Source organism: Uruburuella suis (genome assembly GCF_004341385.1).
Classification (GTDB): Bacteria; Pseudomonadota; Gammaproteobacteria; order Burkholderiales; family Neisseriaceae; genus Neisseria; species Neisseria suis.
Map to the genome: position 1 here is coordinate 1 of NZ_SLXE01000038.1, position 18,966 is coordinate 18,966.

At 55.2% G+C, this 18,966-nt stretch carries 16 protein-coding genes; 5 read left to right on the forward strand and 11 right to left on the reverse strand.

What is annotated here, in order from left to right; all coding sequences use genetic code 11:
- Positions 1 to 141 precede the first annotated feature (141 nt).
- Positions 142 to 1,920: a bifunctional isocitrate dehydrogenase kinase/phosphatase gene (gene aceK / locus EV680_RS10725; RefSeq protein WP_132954740.1), complete on the reverse strand. Its 1,779-nt coding sequence runs from the start codon at positions 1,918 to 1,920 to the stop codon at positions 142 to 144.
- Between the two features lie 183 nt (positions 1,921 to 2,103).
- On the opposite strand from aceK, the gene grpE reads away from it, so the two are divergent.
- Together grpE and dnaK are read left to right on the forward strand one after the other, a co-directional pair.
- Positions 2,104 to 2,652: a nucleotide exchange factor GrpE gene (grpE, locus tag EV680_RS10730; protein WP_132954741.1), complete on the forward strand. Its 549-nt coding sequence runs from the start codon at positions 2,104 to 2,106 to the stop codon at positions 2,650 to 2,652.
- A 265-nt stretch (positions 2,653 to 2,917) separates the two neighbouring features.
- Positions 2,918 to 4,855, forward strand: coding sequence for a molecular chaperone DnaK (dnaK, locus tag EV680_RS10735; RefSeq protein WP_132954742.1), 1,938 nt, complete (start codon positions 2,918 to 2,920; stop codon positions 4,853 to 4,855).
- Between the two features lie 351 nt (positions 4,856 to 5,206).
- Here the strand turns inward: dnaK and EV680_RS10740 are convergent, their stop codons facing one another.
- Entirely contained in the window at positions 5,207 to 6,025 is an 819-nt protein-coding gene (locus EV680_RS10740; protein ID WP_132954743.1) for an SDR family NAD(P)-dependent oxidoreductase, read from the reverse strand.
- A 107-nt stretch (positions 6,026 to 6,132) separates the two neighbouring features.
- On the opposite strand from EV680_RS10740, the gene EV680_RS10745 reads away from it, so the two are divergent.
- Positions 6,133 to 7,041, forward strand: a complete 909-nt coding sequence (locus EV680_RS10745; RefSeq protein ID WP_132954744.1) for a LysR family transcriptional regulator — start codon at positions 6,133 to 6,135, stop codon at positions 7,039 to 7,041.
- Between the two features lie 298 nt (positions 7,042 to 7,339).
- Here the strand turns inward: EV680_RS10745 and EV680_RS10750 are convergent, their stop codons facing one another.
- From EV680_RS10750 to wrbA, 6 genes are all read right to left on the reverse strand, one after another.
- Positions 7,340 to 8,218: a mechanosensitive ion channel family protein gene (locus tag EV680_RS10750; protein ID WP_132954745.1), complete on the reverse strand. Its 879-nt coding sequence runs from the start codon at positions 8,216 to 8,218 to the stop codon at positions 7,340 to 7,342.
- 403 nt (positions 8,219 to 8,621) lie between these two features.
- Entirely contained in the window at positions 8,622 to 11,324 is a 2,703-nt protein-coding gene (gene pepN / locus EV680_RS10755; RefSeq protein WP_132954746.1) for an aminopeptidase N, read from the reverse strand.
- Positions 11,248 to 11,526 carry a hypothetical protein gene (locus EV680_RS11970; RefSeq protein WP_165870942.1) on the reverse strand — a complete coding sequence of 93 codons (279 nt, stop codon included), beginning with the start codon at positions 11,524 to 11,526 and terminating at the stop codon, positions 11,248 to 11,250. Before EV680_RS11970 ends, pepN begins: the two co-directional genes overlap by 77 nt.
- 143 nt (positions 11,527 to 11,669) lie before the next feature.
- Positions 11,670 to 13,187, reverse strand: coding sequence for a catalase (locus tag EV680_RS10760; RefSeq protein WP_132954747.1), 1,518 nt, complete (start codon positions 13,185 to 13,187; stop codon positions 11,670 to 11,672).
- Between the two features lie 273 nt (positions 13,188 to 13,460).
- On the reverse strand, positions 13,461 to 14,204 hold the full coding sequence (nfsA, locus tag EV680_RS10765; RefSeq protein ID WP_132954748.1) for an oxygen-insensitive NADPH nitroreductase: 744 nt from the start codon (positions 14,202 to 14,204) through the stop codon (positions 13,461 to 13,463).
- A gap of 72 nt (positions 14,205 to 14,276) precedes the next feature.
- Positions 14,277 to 14,882 carry an NAD(P)H:quinone oxidoreductase gene (gene wrbA, locus EV680_RS10770; protein WP_132954749.1) on the reverse strand — a complete coding sequence of 202 codons (606 nt, stop codon included), beginning with the start codon at positions 14,880 to 14,882 and terminating at the stop codon, positions 14,277 to 14,279.
- Positions 14,883 to 14,928: 46 nt separating this feature from the next.
- Here wrbA and EV680_RS10775 point away from each other — a divergent pair, with 46 nt between their 5' ends.
- Complete coding sequence (locus EV680_RS10775) at positions 14,929 to 16,185, forward strand: YihY family inner membrane protein (RefSeq protein WP_132954750.1); 1,257 nt, start codon at positions 14,929 to 14,931, stop codon at positions 16,183 to 16,185.
- A 268-nt stretch (positions 16,186 to 16,453) separates the two neighbouring features.
- On the opposite strand, the gene EV680_RS10780 is transcribed toward EV680_RS10775, so the two are convergent.
- The 3 genes from EV680_RS10780 to EV680_RS10790 form a co-directional block, all read right to left on the reverse strand.
- Positions 16,454 to 17,140 carry a YiaD family glycine zipper/OmpA-like lipoprotein gene (locus EV680_RS10780; protein ID WP_132954751.1) on the reverse strand — a complete coding sequence of 229 codons (687 nt, stop codon included), beginning with the start codon at positions 17,138 to 17,140 and terminating at the stop codon, positions 16,454 to 16,456.
- A 188-nt stretch (positions 17,141 to 17,328) separates the two neighbouring features.
- Positions 17,329 to 18,099 carry an exodeoxyribonuclease III gene (xth, locus tag EV680_RS10785; RefSeq protein WP_132954752.1) on the reverse strand — a complete coding sequence of 257 codons (771 nt, stop codon included), beginning with the start codon at positions 18,097 to 18,099 and terminating at the stop codon, positions 17,329 to 17,331.
- An 86-nt stretch (positions 18,100 to 18,185) separates the two neighbouring features.
- A complete protein-coding gene (locus EV680_RS10790) occupies positions 18,186 to 18,506 on the reverse strand; it encodes an ArsR/SmtB family transcription factor (RefSeq protein WP_132954753.1) in 321 nt (106 codons plus the stop codon).
- A gap of 139 nt (positions 18,507 to 18,645) precedes the next feature.
- Between EV680_RS10790 and EV680_RS10795 the strand changes: the two genes are divergently transcribed.
- Positions 18,646 to 18,840, forward strand: coding sequence for a YgaP family membrane protein (locus EV680_RS10795; RefSeq protein WP_132954754.1), 195 nt, complete (start codon positions 18,646 to 18,648; stop codon positions 18,838 to 18,840).
- Positions 18,841 to 18,966: the final 126 nt, after the last annotated feature.

Here is an 18,966-nt window from a genome sequence, read left to right on the forward strand (position 1 = left end):
CGGCTTGGTATTTGAAGTCTACGGTATATTTGTTCATAAGAAAACTGCACCTTTATGGGTTGGATGGGGGTGTCCAACTTTTGGGGTGCAGTTCAAAAGTTTCAGACGGCCTTGATGTTTAATCATCAGCCGGGCGCCGCGCTACACATCAGTGCGGTCCACCAGCCCTTTGGCGAGCTTGTCGGGCGTGAAGCGCGCCGATTGCGGATAAGGGTAAAAGTCGTCATAAAGCCCTTGCAGTAGCCGCTCTTTTTTGCCCTGCCAGAATTCGGGCGTGAGCAAATCTTTGTGGTGTTGCATAAACACTTGCCGCACATCCGGCTCGCCCAAGAGGAAAGGGCCGAATTCTTCGGGAAACACATCGCCTTTGTGCACCGGATACCACACCTCGCCCGACATTTCATATTCGGGATTCGGCGCGGGCGGAATGGGGCGGAAATTGCAGTCGGTCATGTATTCGATTTCGTCGTAATCGTAGAAAATCACGCGGCCGAAGCGGGTCATGCCGAAATTTTTATAGAGCATGTCGCCGGGGAAAATATTGGCCGAAGCCAGCTCTTTGAGCGCATAGCCGTAATCGATCACCGCCGCCGCTTTTTCGGCAGGCTTGGCTTTTTGCATAAACATATTCAAAGGCTTGAGGCGGTATTCCACATACACATGCTTGATAATCACCCAATCGTCGGTTTCTTCCATTTGGCTGGGCGCGAGCGTGCGCATTTCGTGCAGAAATTCTTCGTCGCAGCGCGCTTTGGGCAAAGCCACGTTTTGAAATTCCAACGTATCGGCCATGCGCCCCACGCGGTCGTGTTTTTTCACCAGCAGGTATTTTTGGCGCACATATTCTTGATCGAAATCTTTATTGGGGCCGAATTTGTCTTTAATCACCTTAAACACATAAGGAAACGAGGGCAGGGTAAACACGCTCATCACCAGCCCTTTCACGCCCGGCGCGAGCATAAAGCGGTCGTGCGAATATTCCAAATGCTGCACAAATTCGCGCCACCAAATGTTTTTGCCCTGCTTATGCAAGCCCACCAATGTGTAGAGATCGCCGGGCGAGCGCATCGGCAGCATGCTGTTGAGAAAGCGCACATAGCCGCTGGGCACGGGCATATCCACCAAAAAATAAGCGCGCGCAAATGAAAACAACACACCGATTTGCTGCGGGTTAAAAAGCGCCGCATCCACCATCAGCCGCCCATCGGCATTGTGCACAATGGCCAGCGCAAACGGGTGGCGGTGGCTGCCGTTGATAATCTGGCCAAACACATAAGCGCTTTTGTTGCGGTAAAAAGGCGCGTTGAGCACTTGCACATGCAGGTTCATTTCCTCGGGCGGCCAATCGCTCTGAAAATGCTGCCGCGCTGCGCGCAGAATATTGCTGATGTCTTTGGCGGCGTGGGCGAAAGGCACCTGCCAGCCGAAATGCTTGAGAATATCGCGCAGGCAGTCGCGCAGGCCTTGTTTGCTGGGGTAAAACGAGCTGAAGGTGGGCGGATCGGAATCGATATATTCCGTGCTGATGGCCGGCTTCACAAAGATAAACTGATTGTTGTAATACTCTTTGGCCAAAAGCTTGGTCGACACCGAATTGAAAAACGTTTCCGCCAATTCGGGCTGCTTGTGGTTGACCAAAAGCGCGATGTATTCGATTTTTGCCGCCGCCCACACTTCGTCACTCAAGGCATTGGCCGCGTGCTCGTGGCGCAGCGCATCCACCGCCTCGCGCACGCGCTGGTCATACATCTGGATGCGCTCGGCCACCAAATCCTGAATGCCGCGCCAATCGCGTGTTTCAAACAAACCTTTGGCACGCGCGGTGACTTCGCGGTAGAGGCGGTAGTGCTTATTAAAGCCGGCGAGCATGGTTTCCGCCACCGCCCGGCCCTGAATGCGGGTGAGTTGTTGCCTCGACATAATATTTTTCCTTTGCAGCGCGGCCGTTTGTTTTCAGACGGCCTGATTATTGTGTGCGTAACCTTATGGCTTTTTGGCAAACTTGGCAAGCAAAAGGCCGTCTGAAAACACTTGAATATTATTCAGACGGCCTTATATATTTGCACATCTAATTTATTATTTTCCCACCACAGGATAACTGCCATGACCGAACAAAACCAACAGCCCCATGCAGAAAGCGCCGCCGAAGCGGCACAAGTGTTTGAAGCGGCCGAAACCGCACCCACTTATGAAGATTTGCAAGCCAAAGTGGAAGAGCTTGAGGGCATGCTCAAAGATGAGCAATTGCGTAGCCTAGCCAACGAGCAAAACCTGCGCCGCCGCCATCAAGAAGAAATCCAGGCCACGCATAAATTTGCCGGCCAAAAATTCGCCGCTGAAATGCTGCCGGTGAAAGACTATTTAGAAATGGCGCTGCTCGACCAAAGCGGCAATTTCGATGCCCTGAAAATGGGCGTGCAAATGACGCTGAACGAATTGGAAAAAGCGTTTGAACACGCCCACATCAAAGCCATCAACCCGCAGCCGGGTGATATGCTCGACCCGCACCAACACCAAGCCATGCAGGCGGTGGAGAGCGAGCAAGCGCCCAACACCGTGGTGAATGTGCTGAAAAAAGGCTACGCCCTGAGCGATCGCGTGTTGCGCCCGGCGATGGTGGCCGTGGCCAAAGGCGGCGAAGAGCAGGCCTGAGGGCATCGCGTGTGGCGCTTTATCCGGCGCACGCTGTTCAGACGGCCTTGATGCTGGTTTGCAGGCCGTCTGAAACATTATTCAAAAGCATGATTTCAAGCTTGTGGATAAGTAAATCAAGCACTTGAATTAAAAATAATTATCCGGCCGAAAAAATTTGCGTGCCGGCACTTGAAAAGCAGCAAACCCGCCTTATTTTTACCCCGACAGGGCGAAGCGCCCGCCGGAATATTCCATTATCTGTTTCTTAAAGGAGCTATACACTATGGCAAAAGTAATCGGTATCGACTTGGGTACCACCAACTCATGCTTGGCTATTTCTGAAAACGGCCAAACCAAAGTCATCGAAAATGCCGAAGGCGCGCGCACCACGCCTTCCGTAATCGCCTATCTCGACGGCGGCGAAATCCTCGTCGGCACCCCGGCCAAACGCCAAGCCGTCACCAATGCCAAAAACACCATTTATGCCGTCAAACGCCTGATTGGCCACAAATTCGACGACAAAGAAGTGCAAAAAGACATCGACTTGATGCCGTTTGACATCATCAAAGCCGGCAACGGCGATGCTTGGGTGAAAGCGCAAGGCAAAGAATTGTCGCCGCCGCAAGTGTCGGCCGAAGTGCTGCGTAAAATGAAGCAGGCCGCCGAAGCTTATTTGGGCGAGCCCGTTACCGAAGCCGTGATTACCGTGCCTGCCTATTTCAACGACAGCCAACGCCAAGCCACCAAAGACGCCGGCCGCATCGCAGGCCTAGATGTAAAACGCATCATCAACGAACCGACCGCAGCCGCGCTGGCTTTCGGCATGGATAAAGGCGACAGCAAAGACCGCAAAATCGCCGTTTACGACTTGGGCGGCGGCACTTTCGATATTTCCATTATCGAAATCGCCAACCTCGACGGCGACAAACAGTTTGAAGTGCTGGCCACCAACGGCGACACTTTCCTCGGCGGCGAAGATTTCGACCAACGCCTGATCGACTACATCATTGATGAGTTCAAAAAAGATCAAGGCATCGATTTGAAAAAAGACGTAATGGCCTTGCAACGCCTCAAAGAAGCGGCTGAAAAAGCCAAAATCGAATTGTCGAGCGCGCAGCAAACCGAAATCAACCTGCCCTACATCACCATGGATGCCACCGGCCCGAAACACTTGGCGATGAAAATCACTCGCGCCAAATTCGAAAGCTTGGTGGAAGATTTGATTGCGCGTTCAATCGAGCCGTGTAAAACCGCTGTGAAAGATGCCGGCCTGAATGTGAACGAAATCGACGATGTGATTTTGGTCGGCGGCCAAAGCCGTATGCCCAAAGTGCAAGAAGCCGTGAAAGCCTTCTTCGGCAAAGAGCCGCGCAAAGATGTGAACCCCGATGAAGCCGTGGCCGTGGGTGCTGCGATTCAGGGCGAAGTGCTGAGCGGCGGCCGCAGCGATGTGTTGCTGCTCGACGTTACCCCCTTGTCGCTCGGCATTGAAACCATGGGCGGTGTGATGACCAAACTGATTCAGAAAAACACCACCATCCCCACCAAAGCTTCGCAAACCTTCTCTACCGCAGAAGACAACCAAAGCGCCGTAACCATCCACGTGCTGCAAGGCGAGCGCGAGCGCGCATCGGCCAACAAATCGCTGGGCAACTTCAATTTGGGCGACATCGCACCCGCACCGCGCGGCATGCCGCAAATCGAAGTGACCTTCGATATTGATGCAAACGGCATTTTGCATGTGTCTGCCAAAGACAAAGGCACCGGCAAAGAATCGAAAATCACCATCCAAGGCTCTTCCGGCCTGAGCGAAGAAGAAATCGAACGCATGGTGAAAGATGCCGAAGCCAATGCCGAGGAAGATAAAAAGCTCACCGAGCTCGTGGCTTCACGCAACCAGGCCGAAGCCTTGGTGCACTCTGTGAAAAAATCGCTGGCCGATTATGGCGACAAACTCGATGCTGATGAAAAAGCCAAAATCGAAGACGCGGTGAAAGCCACCGAAGAAGCGGTGAAAGGCGAAGACAAAGCCGATATCGACGCCAAAGCCGAAGCCTTGGGCGCAGCCAGCCAAAAATTGGGCGAAATGGTGTATGCCCAAGCACAGGCCGAAGCACAAGCCGGCGAAGAAGGCGCGGCTCAAGCCGATGCCGGCGCAGCCAAAGGCAACGATGATGTGGTGGATGCCGAATTCGAAGAAGTGAAAGACAAAAAAGACTGATCTTTTTGAATCACCTGCCAAAAGAGCGCTGAAAAGCGCTCTTTTTTGTGGGCGGCAATAGCGTGTATAGTGGAATGCAAGAAAAAGTGACACAACGGGCTTATTGGGTTGAAAACCCAATAAGCCCGCAGGCCGTCTGAAACCTTGGATTTATCAACCCAAGCTACGCCGTTATGGCGCGTAGTTTTGTATCACTTTTTCCTGCACTCCACTATAGGCACGCACGCCGCCCATAAGCGGCGCCATCGTACACATGCTTACACCACAACATTGACTTTGAACAGGCATGACAAATCAAGGCCGTCTGAAAACCTTTCAGACGGCCTTGATTGATGGTTTGCAGCAATCACATCAGCCTTTGGCAGCGCGCGCCACATCGTCCCATTCTTCCCAAGTTTGGATGCGTTGGGCATACACATCTTTAACCAGCGGCAGCAAATCGCCCAAAATCAGGCGCAGCGGCGGGTTGGGGGCGTCTGCCACTTTTAAAATGGCTTCGGCGCTGGCTTCGGGCTTGCCCAGGCTGTCGGGCGTGAGCATGGCGGCCAATTGGGCGCGCAAGTCATCGTAGGCGGCGATGGCCGGTGCGGTTTTCAGCGATGTGCCGCTCAAAAAGTCGGTGGCGTAGCCGCCCGGCTCGATGATGGTGACATGTATACCGAAAGGCGCCACTTCGGCGGCCAGCGCTTCGGCCATGCCTTCCACGGCGAATTTGGCTGCTTCGTAAATGCCGGAAGTGGGCATGGCCACGAGGCCGGCCACGCTGCTCACGGGCAGAATGTGGCCGCTGCCTTGTGCGCGCATAATCGGAATGGCGGCCTGCATCACGGCCAAGGTGCCGAACACATTGGTTTCGAAAGTGGCGCGGGTGTCGTCGATTTCGGCTTCTTCAATGGCGGCCATGTAGCCGAAGCCGGCGTTGGAAACCACCACATCCAGGCGGCCGAAATGCTGCTGCACTTGCGCCACAGCGGCAAACACGGCATCGCGGTCGGTCACATCCAGCACCAACGGCAGGAAAGCATCGCCGTAGGTTTGTTTCAATTCGTCCAATGCGCTTAATTTGCGAGCGGTGGCGGCCACTTTGTCGCCGCGTGCCAGTGCGGCTTTGGCCCAGATGTGGCCGAAGCCGCGTGATGCGCCGGTGATCAGCCAAACTTTTTGTGTCATGATGCGCTCCTGTTTGCAACTTGATTAATGAAGCTTTTAGTATAATGGCGGGGCAACATTTGGGGAATAAGGCTTTTTTCGAACAAATTCATGCAGAAAGCAAAACAATGCAGAAAACCGGATTATTTGAATTGCAGATTGTGATGACGGTGGCCGAGATGGGCGGCTTTCGTGCTGCGGCGGTGGAACTGGATATGTCGCCATCGGCTCTGAGCCATGCGGTGAACAATCTGGAAGCCAAGCTGGGCGTGCGCCTGTTTAACCGCACCACCCGCAGCGTGGCGCTTTCCAAGGCGGGCGAGCAATTTTTGGCGCGGGTGAAGCCGGCTTTGCAGGAAATCCGTGATGCCATGAGCGAGGCCAACGATTCGAGCGACACGTTAAGCGGCACGCTGCGGCTCAACATCGCCGAGCGGGCGGCCGAAGAGATGTTGCAACCGGTGATTATCGAATATCTGCGCCGCTATCCGCAGATGCACATCGATTTGGTAACCGATGCGCGCCTGATTGATATTGTGGCCGATGGCTTTGATGTGGGCTTCCGCCTAGCCGAAGCGGTGCCGCAGGATATGGTGTCGGTGCGGCTGGGGCCGGATGTGCGCCTGCTGGTGGTGTGTTCGCCCGATTATCTGGCGCGCCAAAATGCGGTGCCGCAAACGCCGCACGATTTGCTGAGCCATGCCTGCATACGCTACCGCTTCACCAGCGGCAAGCTTTACCGTTGGGAATTCGAGCGCGACGGCAAATCGGTGGTGCTGGATGTGGGCGGCCCGCTCACGCTCGACAGCCCGCTTTTGATGGCCGAAGCCGCGCTGCACGGCGTGGGCATTGCTTATGTGTATGAAGGTTATGTGTGCGAGCATCTGCAAAGCGGGCGGCTGGTGCAGCTTTTGCCGGATTGGACGCCGGTGTATGACGGGCTCTGCCTGTATTACCCGCGCCAGCGCCACATCACCGCCGCTTTGCGTGCGTTTATCGATTTGGCTAAAGAGGCGCGTGGGGCGTTTGCTGTTTAGGGTTTGTTTACCATTCATCACGCGGCAATTTTTTGGCTCAAAAGCGTGCCTGCTGCATTTTATACCAATCCAAAAAAATAACCTAACTTCGTTGTCTCGCCTTGCCGTCCTATCTGTACTGTCTGCGGCTCGCCGCCTTGTTAGCTTACTTTTTTGAATTGGTATTATTCGCGGATAAATTGTGTGAGCAGCCTCTAGAATAAAAAATATTTAATATGGATAAAACGAATGGCCGTCTGAAAAGCTTTCAGACGGCCTTGGTTTTTTCATTCGGCTGGCAAGATATGCTGGCAAGATATTAAGAGCTCTCCGCTGGATCGGCATCGGCTTGGCCGCTGTCGGCTGAGTCAAGCAGCGGGCTGATGCAGGAGAGCACGCGGTCTTGCGTTTGATCATTGTCGCGGCCATCGCCGCTCCACCAGCGCAGCACCAGCGTTTCGCTGCTGCCGATGGCGGTGAGGGCGATTTCGGGCTCAAACACAAAAGCGGCGCATTCATTGTGCAGCTTGGCGATGATTTTCGCTTTCAGCGCGCCTGCATCGGCACCGGCGGGCAGGGTGAAGGTGGCGGAGAGGCGGTGGCGGCCATTGAGGGTGTTGACCGTTACCGGTGAGGTAAACAATTGCGCATTGGGAATCACGATGCGCCGCCCGTCGTCGGTGCGCAGGGTGGTGGCGCGGATTTCGATGGTTTCCACCGTGCCCTCGAAGCTGCCGTTGACAATGCGTTCGCCGATTTTAAACGGCTCGTTGAGCAGCAGCAAAATGCCCGAGAGCAGGTTTTGGAAAATATCTTTAAAGGCAAAACCGATGGCCACCGAGCCGATGCCCAGCGCGCTCACCAGCTGGCCGGGGGTGAAGCCGGGAATGGCCACCATCATGGCAATCAGAAAGCCGGTGAAAATAATCAGCGCGCTGCCGATGCGCTGCAACACCAAAAGCAGGTTGAGCCGGTTGGCCAGCCGCGCCGAGAGCAGGCGCACGGCCAGCTTTTTGAAGATTTTGGCGAAGAGCCAAAACACGATAAAGAGCAGCAGCGCGAGCAAAAGATAGGGCACGCGCTGCCAAAAGGCTTCAATCATTTCGTGCACGCTGCCCATCATGCTGGCGTAGTGGCCGAAATCGGATTGGGCGTGCTCGCCGAGCTTGGCGGCGGTGTGGGTGAGGGTGTCGGGCATGGTGTTGGTCGGTTGTTGGGAAAAAAGTCATTTTAATACCAATCCAAAAAAATAACCTTACTGCGTTGTTTCGCCTTGCCGTACTATAGTGGAATGAAAGAAAAACTTATACAGGCGCATGTAGCAAGCCATATGCAGAAGCCGTTTAAACCGCGTGCGTGGCTGCGCCACACACCCTGCACATGATGCTAAATTTCTTATTTTTGTATAAGTTTTTCATTCATGCCACTATATCTGTACTGTCGCAGGCTTCCGCCTTGTAAGCTTACTTTTTTGAATGGGTATCACAGGTGGGGCGGTTGCTTGGCCGGGCGGTGTAAAGAAAGGCCGTCTGAAAGCGGGCGCGCCAAATCGGTGCAGCTTATCCTTTTTCAGACGGCCTTTGGGGTTTGGCTTTGGCGCATCAAGCCAAAATCTTGCCCACAATCTCGGCCACATCTTTCGACAGATTATCCATGCCGGCGATGCGCTCGAGCTGCATTTTCACGAGCGCGCGGCGCTTGGGCTCGAGCTTGTGGCAGAGGTTGAACGCCTGCACCAGCCGCGCGGCCACTTGCGGGTTAAACGCATCAATCTGCATCACTTTTTCGGCGATAAAGGCATAGCCGCTGCCGTTTTCGGCATGAAAATGCGGCACGTTGCGGGTGAAGCTGCCCAAGAGCGCGCGGGCTTTGTTGGGGTTTTCGAGGTTGAATTTGGGGTGGTGCAAGGCGCTTTGCACTTGCTCAAGCGTGTCGGCTCGGTGGCTGGCGCCTATCAGGATGAAATATTTGTCCATCACCAGCGCATCATCGGCGTAGCGCTCGGCGAATTGGTTCAGCAAGTGGTTGCGGCCGCTCTCTTCGAGGTGGTTGACGGTGTTGAGCACGCTCATTTCGTGGGTCATATTGGGGGTGAGCTGCTCGTAGCGGGTGATGTAGTCTTGCAGGCGCGCGCACACGGTTTTTTCGTGGCTGGCGGCCTGCTCGCCCGAATAAGCGGCCATTTCCATCATGCCGTGGCGCTCTTCGCGTATGGTGTAGAGGCGGGTGGCGGCCAAAAGCGCGCGCACGCCGGCGAGCCCGGGGTGGTATTCGTAAGGCGCGGCCAGGCCGCTGGCTTCTTCCTGCGCCAGCGCCCAAGTGCGGATATACACCAGATTCTCAAGGCAGGCTTTGGCGATGGCATCGAGCAGGGCTTCACGCGCTTCGTGGTAATGCAGCGGGTTGATGTTGTCTGCGCCTTCCCACAATTCGGCGGTGGCCGGTGCGCGCAGCAGCATGGCTTTGAAAGCGGGGTCGATTTCCTGCTTGAGCATGTGTTTGAACGCGTGAATCAGGCCGCTGTGTTCAGGCAGGGGCGCGCCGGCTTCGATGGCGGCAAGATTGGCGGATATGGCGCGGCGGTAGAGCGTTTGGCCGGCTTCCCAGCGGGCGAAAGGGTCGCTGTCGTGGGCGAGCAGCAGGCTCAAATCGGCATCGCTATAAGGGTAATTCAGCTGCACGGGCGCGGAAAAGCCGCGCAAAAGCGAGGGCACCACGGCTTCATTCACGCCGTGCAACACAAATTGCTGCTCGGCTTGATTGAGCAGCAACACAGCTTCGGTTTGCACTTCGGCGCTTTCAGACGGCCCAAATGCCACCGCTTCGCCTTGTTGGTTTAACAAACCGATTTTCACCGGTATCAGCATCGGCTGTTTTTCCGCCATATCGGGCGTGGCGGGAATGGTTTGCTTGATGTTGAGGGTGAAGGTGTTGTCCGCCGCGTTCAGACGGCCTGTAATGTCGAGCACGGGCGTGCCGGCTTGGCTATACCACAAGGCAAATTGGCTGAGGTCGGTTTCATTGGCATCGGCCATGGCGGCGCGGAAATCGTCGCAGGTGACGGCGCGGCCGTCGTGGCGTTTGAAATAAAGCTGCATGCCTTTTTGAAAGCCTGCTTCGCCGAGCATGGTGTGATACATGCGCACCACTTCTGCGCCTTTTTCATACACGGTCATGGTGTAGAAATTGTTCATTTCTTCATAAGATGCGGGGCGCACCGGATGCGCCATGGGGCCTGCGTCTTCGGCAAACTGCAATTGGCGCAAGAGGCTCACGTTTTCGATGCGGCGCACGGCACGGCTGGCGCGGTCGCCCGAGAATTCTTGGTCGCGAAACACGGTGAGGCCTTCTTTGAGCGACAATTGAAACCAGTCGCGGCAGGTTACGCGGTTGCCGGTGTAGTTGTGGAAATATTCGTGGCCGATTACCGATTCTATGCCCTCGAAATCGGCATCGGTGGCGGTGCGGCTGTCGGCCAGCACATATTTGGTGTTGAAAATATTCAGGCCTTTGTTTTCCATCGCGCCCATATTAAAGTCGCCCACGGCCACCACCATATAGATATCGAGATCGTATTCGAGGCCGAAGCGGGTTTCGTCCCATTGCATGGCGTTTTTCAGCGATTGCACCGCAAAAGGCACTTTGGCTTTGTCTGCTTCGCTGGTGTAAAACTCAATCGCCACGTTTTTGCCGCTTTGCGTGGTGAAGGTGTCGCGCGTGGCGGCCAAGTTGCCTGCCACCAGCGCAAACAGATAGCTCGGTTTGGCAAAGGGATCGAGCCATTTCACCCAATGGCGGCCGCCTTCCAAATCGCCGCTGTCGACTTTGTTGCCGTTGGAGAGCAGCACCGGATAGCGTTTTTTGTCGGCAATAATGGTGGTGGTGAATTTGCTCATCACATCGGGGCGGTCGGGATAATAGGTGATTTTGCGGAAACCTTCCGGCTCGCATTGGGTGTAGAGATTGCCGCTTGAGCCATAAAGCCCCATCAGTGATTTATTGTCGTAAGGCAGCAGGCGGGTTTCGATTTCGAGCACGAAGCTTTCAGACGGCGTGTGGGGAATCACCAGCGTGTCATCGGCCAAACGATAAGCCGATTCGGGCAAAGGTTCGCCATCGAGCTTGAGCGAGCATAATTCGGCCGAGCCGTTTAGCACCAGCGGCGCGCCGTTTTGCTGCGGCGCAATCAGCAAGCGGGCGTGCACGGTGGTGTGCGGGTCGGCCACGTCAAAGCGCAAATCGGTTTGCAGAATTTTGAAATCGGGGGCTTGGTAATCTTTTAAGTAATGAACGGTTTGAGCCATGATGGGCGTGCTTTCTTGAATCGGTATGGGCTGCAAATGGTTTCAGCCGGCCTGAATTCAATAAGGCCGTCTGAAAAATAACGGTAATCAAAGCGGCATCGTAGCGCATTTTGCGGCGGCTTGAAATGGTTTTCAGACGGCCTTTGATGTGCACGCTTGGCATTTTCACGATTAAAAAATGATGTTTGATTTGAATAGGCATAAAAAGGCCGTCTGAACATTTTTATCACATTCAGACGGCCTTTGCTCTATCGGCTTATTGCGCTTTTTTGTCCGCCCAATCGGGCAGCCATTCGCAGATGTCGCTCCACATGCTCATATCGTGCTCCTTTCGGGCGGATGTGTTTACAGCAAGCCCGGTTGGCCTTGCGCGGGGTCACTGGCGCGGGCGGCTTGGGCATCGGCCACGGTGAGGCCGAGCGCTTTGGCCACGCCCTCGCCATAGGCCGGGTCGCAGGCGTTGCAGTTGCGGATGTGGCGGTATTTGATGAAGTCGGGCGCATCGCCCATGGCAGCGGCGGTGTTGTCAAACAACGCTTGCTTTTGCGCGGCATTCATCAAGTTAAACAGCGCACGCGGTTGGCTGAAATAATCGCTGTCGTCTTCGCGGAAATTCCAGTGCGCGGCATCGCCGTTGATTTTCAGCGGCGGCTCGGCATATTGCGGCTGCTCTTGCCATTGGCCGAAGCTGTTGGGCTCATAGTGCAGGGTGCTGCCGTAGTTGCCGTCAACGCGTGTGGTGCCGTCGCGGTGGTTGCTGTGCACGGGGCAGCGGGCGGCATTAACGGGAATTTGGTGATAATTCACCCCCAAGCGGTAGCGCTGCGCATCGGGATAGTTAAACAGACGCGCTTGCAGCATTTTATCGGGCGACACGCTGATGCCGGGCACCAAATTGCTGGGCGAGAAGGCGGCTTGTTCCACATCGGCATAGAAGTTTTCCGGATTTTTATTAAGCTCGAATTCGCCCACTTCAATCAGCGGGTAATCGCCTTTGGGCCACACTTTGGTGAGGTCGAAGGGGTGGTAAGGCACTTTTTCGGCCTCGGCTTCGGGCATAATTTGCACATACATTTTCCACTTCGGAAATTCGCCGCGCTCGATGGCTTCGTATAAATCGCGCTGGTGGCTTTCGCGGTCTTTGCCGATCAGGGCTTCGGCTTCGGCATTGCTGAGGTTTTCAATGCCTTGCTGGGTGCGGAAGTGGAATTTCACCCAAAAGCGCTCGTTTTCGGCATTGATAAAGCTATAAGTGTGCGAGCCGAAGCCGTGCATGTGGCGGTAGCTTTTCGGAATGCCGCGGTCGCTCATCACGATGGTTACTTGGTGGAAGGCTTCGGGCAGCAGCGTCCAAAAATCCCAGTTGTTGCGCGCGCTGCGCATATTGGTGCGCGGGTCGCGTTTCACCACGCGATTGAGGTCTTCAAATTTGAGCGGGTCGCGCAGGAAAAACACGGGCGTGTTGTTGCCCGCCATATCCCAGTTGCCTTCTTCAGTGTAAAACTTCAGCGCAAAGCCGCGGATGTCGCGCTCGGCATCGGCACCACCGCGCTCAACCGCCACGGCGGTAAAGCGGGCGAACATGTCGGTTTTTTTGCCCACTTTGCTAAAGATGGCGGCGCGGGTGTATTGAGTGATGTCTTTTGTTACCGTGAAAGTGCCGAAAGCGCCTGAGCCTTTGGCATGCATGCGTCGCTCGGGAATCACTTCGCGCACAAAATTGGCCAATTTTTCATTCAGCCACACATCTTGTGCCAGCAAAGGGCCGCGCGGGCCTGCGGTCATGCTGTTTTGGTTGTCGACAACGGGGGCGCCGAAATCGGTGGTGAGATGGCTCACCGGGCATTTTTTCTGCTCGCTCATGGTAAAACTCCTTGGTAGGGTTGTGGGAGATACGGCTTTGACTATACAGAATAATTTAAGCTATTAAAACTATATATTCGATTTAATTTTATTATGAAAACAGTAAACCAATGCAAGTCGGGCAAACACGCGTGCGATTGGTTTTGGGAAAATAGCATATTTGCGCTTGCCGCCGTTTGCGGGGCGGGAAAAGATGTGTAAAGGCCGTCTGAAAGCGTGTATACGCTTTCAGACGGCCTTTTTCAGACGGCCTTTAAAGCCTTTAAATCGGTATTACTTTTTAACAAAGCCTTGTTGCTGCAAAAAAGGCAGGATATCGGGGCGCACTTCGCGGCAGAGTGTGGCGCGGATTTGTGCTTCCCAATCCAAATCCAGATTGCTGCGGCGCTGATAATAATCTTTCACCACGGCATTGTAGTGGGCAAAATCGGCCATGCTCATGGCTTCATATTGGTTTTCCGAAACCATGCAGCCCAAAGGCAGACGCGGGCGCGGCAGCGGGTCTTGATCGGGGTGACCCAGGCACATGCCGAAAAGCGGCATCACATATTCGGGCAAATCGAGCAATTCGGCCACGCGGCGCACATTGTTGCGCAGGCTGCCGATATACACGCCGCCCAGCCCCAGCGATTCGGCGGCCAGAATCATGTTTTGCGCCATAATGCCGGCATCAATGGCACCGATGAGCGCCACTTCGCTCCAGCCCACTTGGGCATCGGGCGCGATTTGCTTGTGTTTGGCAAAGTCCATGCAAAACACCAAAAATTCGGCGCAGGTTTCGATGTAGTGCTGGTCGGAGCCGACCGCGCGCAGGCTTTTGCGGATTTCGGGGTCGGTGATGCGCACGATGTGCACGGCCTGTAAAAAGCTGGAAGAAGAAGCGGCGCGGCCGGCTTCCAAAATGGCGGCGAGCTGCTCGGGCGCGATGGGCGCGCCGGTGAATTTGCGGATGGAGCGGTGGGCGAGCGCCGTTTGCAATACCGGTGCGCTTTGCAGCGGGGTGTGTTGCGGGTTCATAAAGGTTCCTGTGTGGTGTTTCAGACGGCCTGATTGCCGACTGCCATCAGAGGCCGTCTGAAAACATTTCGTTTAATCGGCCAGCTTTAAAGCCAGCTCTGCCAGCCTTTTGCCTTGGGCAAAGGCGATTTGCTGCTCGTCTTTACTCAAATCGGGTTTGCCCTCGCTGCCGGCGACGTGTGAAGCACCATAAGGTGTGCCGCCGCTGTGGGTGTGGCTGAGCGCGGCTTCGCTGAAGGGCACGCCGCTGATGAGCATGCCGTGGTGCAAGAGCGGCAGCATCATGGTGAGCAGGGTGGATTCTTGGCCGCCGTGCTGGCTGGCGGTGCTGGTGAACACCGTGGCGGGCTTGCCGATTAATTCGCCCGAGAGCCATTGGGCGATGGTGCCGTCGAGAAAATATTTCATGGCGGCGGCCATGTTGCCGAAGCGGGTGGGGCTGCCCAAGGCCAGCGCGGCGCAGTTTTTAAAATCGGCGGCGGTGGCATAAGGCGCGCCTTCGGCCGGAATGTCGGCGGCCACGGCTTCGCACACGGCAGACACTTTGGGCACGGTGCGCAACACGGCCTCGCAGCCGGCCACGCTGTTGATGCCGCGGGCGATTTCGCGCGCCAGATTGAGGGTGGCGCCGTGCTGGGTGTAGTAAAGCACAAGAATGGGCAGGCTTTTTTGGCTCATGGTTGGGTTTCCGTTACAATAGGTTGATATCGAAAAAAGGAAGATTATGCTGAATCTGGGCTGGTGGCAAGATTTGTGTCGCACGCGTTTTGCGGGGTTTATGGTGTTTTTGTGGAAACGCTTCGATGAGGTGCGGGTGCCGCAAGTGTCGGCCAGCCTCACCTTTACCACGCTGCTGGCGCTGGTGCCGGTGCTCACGGTGACTTTGGTGGTGGTGTCGGCTTTTCCGATGTTTGACACGCTTTCTGATTCGTTTGTGCGCTTTATCAACCAAACCATCGTGCCGCAGGGCGCGGGGGTGTTGTTCGACTACATCAATCAGTTTAAAGGCAAGGCCAGCAACCTTACCGCTATCGGCATTGTGATGCTGGTGGTGACTTCGCTGCTGTTGATCCGCACCATCGACCAAACCTTTAACCGCATTTGGCGCGTGCAGAGCGAGCGACCGCTGTGGACGCAGTTTTTGGTGTATTGGGCGCTGCTCACTTTCGGCCCCTTGGCCATCGGCCTGAGCCTGACGGCTTGGACATTGATGCTGCAGCAAAGCCGGGTGGATGAAATGTTTCCCTTTCTCACCGGCGTGTTGCGCACCGGCTCGTCGATTTTATTCAGCACGGTGATTTTGTGGCTGCTCTACCGGCTCGTGCCCAACCGCTATGTGCCCGCGCGCCAGGCGCTGGTGGGCGCGGCGGTAACGGCGGTGCTGCTGGAGGCCGCGCGCGCGCTTTTTGCCTGGTATATCGGCACGTTTAACAGCTACACGCTGATTTACGGCGCATTTGCGGCGATACCGGTGTTTTTGCTGTGGCTGAATTTATTGTGGATGCTGGTGCTCACCGGCGCGGTGTTTACCGCTGCGCTGTCGTATTGGCAGGGCGAGGCTTTCCGCCGCCATTTGGGTACACAGGGGCGCTTTGACGATGTGTTGAAAATCCTGCTGCTGCTCGATGATGCGCAGCCGCAAGGCCGTGCGCTGCTGGTGCAGGATTTTCGCAACCACATCAATATGGGCTACGATGAATTGGGCGATTTGCTGGAAAAGCTGGCGCGCCACGGCTATGTGTATCAAGGGCGGCAAGGCTGGGTGTTGAAAACCAATGCCGCCAGCATCGAATTGGATGATTTGTTTAAATTGTTTGTGTACCGCCCCGCGCACATCCAACAAGATTATGTGAACGATGCGGTGGAGCAGATTATGGCGCCGTGCCTCAACGCCATGAACATCACCTTGGCCGATTTCAGCGTGCATGCCAAAAGCAGCCGTGAGGAAGGGGAAGGCCGCGGGGCGGCGGGTGACGGATAATAACGGTTGTTAAAAATAGGCTTGTTGCGCTGTTTCGCTTTGAATGCAGAAAATAAAACGATGCCGTCTGAAAAAAGTTTCAGACGGCATTTATGCGTCATGTGTAGGATTACGCTTTGTTTGGACAAAGCTAATAGTACCTACGTTTGCTGCCGCAGGTACGCACACCGCCCAAAGGCGGCGTAATCGTACGCATGAAACCACGAGCCTGCATAAAATACAAAGGCCGTCTGAAAAAGTTTCAGACGGCCTCGGTGCATATGCCGGTTTATTGTTGCTGTTGCTGCTGCTGGGCAGCGCGTACGGCAGCTTGGTCGGGGTTGATCAAGATTTCAACGCGGCGGTTTTGGGCGCGGCCTTCGGGTGTGGCATTAGACGCAACCGGTTGGCGCGAGCCGTTGCCCACGGTGGTGAGGCGCGAAGTGGCCACGCCGCGCTGGTTGAGGTAGCCCGCCACCGATTGGGCGCGGCGCAGCGAGAGCGGATTGTTGATGGCATCAGAGCCGGTGTTGTCGGTGTTGCCGGCCACGGTTAAGGTGGTGTCGGGATATTGCACCAGCGTTTGCGCAGCTTTGGCCAGCGCATCTTGGGCAGCGGTGCTCAAAGCGGCGCTGTTGGTGGCAAAGGTGATGCTGTCGGGCATTACCAGCTTGATTTGGTTGCCTTCGCGCTGCACGTCCACGCCGGTGTTGGCCAGGCTTTCACGCAGCTTGTGCTCTTGATAATCCATATAGCCGCCGATGCCGGCACCCACCGCGCCGCAAGCCAGGGCAGAATTGCGCGCGCCTTTGCCGCCGTGGGTGAGCGCACCGATAATGCCGCACACAGCCGCGCCGCCCAAGCCATACACGGCGGTTTTGCTGGCCTGCTGCTCGCCGGCGGCATTGGTGACGCAGCCGGTGAGTGCCAAAGAGGCTGCCATCACGGCCAAGGTTACGGGTTTGAACATTTTCATGAAACATCCTTTCAAAGGTGTGGGCAAATCGGGCAAGCTGCCCGATTGTTCATAGTCAACATTTGCGCAATATCGCGCGTGTAACGTTTTTCACTATAGCCGACATTTTTCCCAAATAAAAGTTCGCTTAACCCGAAATTACACAGGCCGTCTGAAAGGGGGTTTCAGACGGCCTGTGGGCAAAAAGATTAGAGCGCAAACTCAGCCCACACCGGCGCATGATCGCTGGGGCGCTCTTGCGCGCGCGCTTCATTATCCACCTGAACATCTTGCAGTACATCGCGCATGGCGGCCGACACCAGAATATGGTCGATGCGCAGACCGAGTTTGCGTTGAAACATGGCGCCGCGATAGTCCCACCAGGTGTACATCACCGCTGCGGGATGGATATGACGCAGGCCGTCGGTGAGACCCAGCGCAAGCAGATTTTGAAACCAGCCGCGCTCTTCGCTGGAACAGTGAATCTGCTCATGCCATTTTTCCGGGTCGTACACATCATTATCGGCCGGCGCAATATTGAAATCGCCCAAAAGCACTAATTTTTCGTGGCGGCTCATTTCATCGCGGATAAAATCGGCCAGCGCGGCAAACCAGCGGCGTTTGTAATCGAATTTTTCACTGCCCAGCGCTTCGCCGTTAACACAATACACATCGACCACACGCACACCGTTTACCGTGGCGGCAATTACCCGCCGTTGCGGGTCATCGGGCAGGCCGGGCAGGCCGGTGTGCACATCGGCCAATTTGTGTTTGCTGATAATGGCCACGCCGTTATAGGTTTTCTGGCCGCTCCAAGCCGTGTGCCAGCCCGAGAGCTGGAAGGCGGCGGCGGGATATTTGTTTTGATCGAGCTTTAATTCCTGCAACACCAACACATCGGGTTGGTGTTGTTGCAGCCAGTCTTGCACTTGCGTCAGGCGCACATTGAGAGAATTGATGTTCCAGGTGGCGATTTTCATGAAGATTCCGTCAAAATAAAAAAGGCCGCAGCATGTTTCAGACGGCCTGAGCGGCTGCAACCATGCGGCAACCCTAATAAAAAAATTTACTTTTCGCTGCTGCAATACAAATCATGCAGCGTGGCGATAATGGCTTCCAACTCTTTCGAGGTAAGCCGGTATTGCAGCACACGGTGATAGCGCGTGAATTCCACCACGCCGGCGCTGCGCAGCTTGGCCAAATGGTTGGACACCGCCGTTTGGTTGATGCCCACGGCTTCCACCAAATCGGTCACGTTTTTCTCGCTCTCCAGCAGCAGGCACAAAATCATCAGCCGGTGCGGATGCGCAATCAATTTCAGCAGCGCCGCGGCTTTTTCGGTGTTTTTCAGCATCTCAGGCAGAGATATAGGGGCATGGATATTCATAAAAAGCATTGTAGATTCTTACGGCGCAAACGGCAATTGCTGTTTATGATATGAGAAGATTGTGCTATGATGAAAATGAAGATTCAGACGGCCTATCCGACTGAAATATAATGAATAATCAACCGGAAAGGAGAGAGGCATGGGCTGCAAAAATGTAGGCACAATCGACCGCATCATCCGCATCGTGATCGGCTTGCTGCTGATTTCGCTGGTGTTTACCGGGCCTGAAACCATGTGGGGCTGGCTGGGCTTGCCCTTGCTTATCAGCGGCTTGTTCGGCTGGTGCGGGGTTTACAGCCTGATGAAGGTAGACACCTGCCGCAAAAGCAAATAACGCAAACTGATTGCAGAGGCCGTCTGAACGCTTGAACTGCCCCCACAATCTTGGACATTTTTAAGCCACTAAATCAATCATTCTTCAAGCGGCGGTTGCAAACTGGGTTCTGTATGCCACAGGACT

What these genes read in the sequence shown, in the direction of transcription:
- EV680_RS10750 (WP_132954745.1), bottom strand. Translation starts at nt 8,218, where the DNA reads ATGCCCGACACCCTCACCCACACCGCCGCCAAGCTCGGCGAGCACGCC.
- EV680_RS10775 (WP_132954750.1), top strand. Translation starts at nt 14,929, where the DNA reads ATGCTGAATCTGGGCTGGTGGCAAGATTTGTGTCGCACGCGTTTTGCG.
- EV680_RS10745 (WP_132954744.1), top strand. Translation starts at nt 6,133, where the DNA reads ATGCAGAAAACCGGATTATTTGAATTGCAGATTGTGATGACGGTGGCC.
- wrbA (WP_132954749.1), bottom strand. Translation starts at nt 14,882, where the DNA reads ATGAGCCAAAAAAGCCTGCCCATTCTTGTGCTTTACTACACCCAGCAC.
- grpE (WP_132954741.1), top strand. Translation starts at nt 2,104, where the DNA reads ATGACCGAACAAAACCAACAGCCCCATGCAGAAAGCGCCGCCGAAGCG.
- EV680_RS11970 (WP_165870942.1), bottom strand. Translation starts at nt 11,526, where the DNA reads ATGCCTATTCAAATCAAACATCATTTTTTAATCGTGAAAATGCCAAGC.
- EV680_RS10790 (WP_132954753.1), bottom strand. Translation starts at nt 18,506, where the DNA reads ATGAATATCCATGCCCCTATATCTCTGCCTGAGATGCTGAAAAACACC.
- EV680_RS10740 (WP_132954743.1), bottom strand. Translation starts at nt 6,025, where the DNA reads ATGACACAAAAAGTTTGGCTGATCACCGGCGCATCACGCGGCTTCGGC.
- xth (WP_132954752.1), bottom strand. Translation starts at nt 18,099, where the DNA reads ATGAAAATCGCCACCTGGAACATCAATTCTCTCAATGTGCGCCTGACG.
- dnaK (WP_132954742.1), top strand. Translation starts at nt 2,918, where the DNA reads ATGGCAAAAGTAATCGGTATCGACTTGGGTACCACCAACTCATGCTTG.
- EV680_RS10760 (WP_132954747.1), bottom strand. Translation starts at nt 13,187, where the DNA reads ATGAGCGAGCAGAAAAAATGCCCGGTGAGCCATCTCACCACCGATTTC.
- EV680_RS10795 (WP_132954754.1), top strand. Translation starts at nt 18,646, where the DNA reads ATGGGCTGCAAAAATGTAGGCACAATCGACCGCATCATCCGCATCGTG.
- pepN (WP_132954746.1), bottom strand. Translation starts at nt 11,324, where the DNA reads ATGGCTCAAACCGTTCATTACTTAAAAGATTACCAAGCCCCCGATTTC.
- nfsA (WP_132954748.1), bottom strand. Translation starts at nt 14,204, where the DNA reads ATGAACCCGCAACACACCCCGCTGCAAAGCGCACCGGTATTGCAAACG.
- aceK (WP_132954740.1), bottom strand. Translation starts at nt 1,920, where the DNA reads ATGTCGAGGCAACAACTCACCCGCATTCAGGGCCGGGCGGTGGCGGAA.
- EV680_RS10780 (WP_132954751.1), bottom strand. Translation starts at nt 17,140, where the DNA reads ATGAAAATGTTCAAACCCGTAACCTTGGCCGTGATGGCAGCCTCTTTG.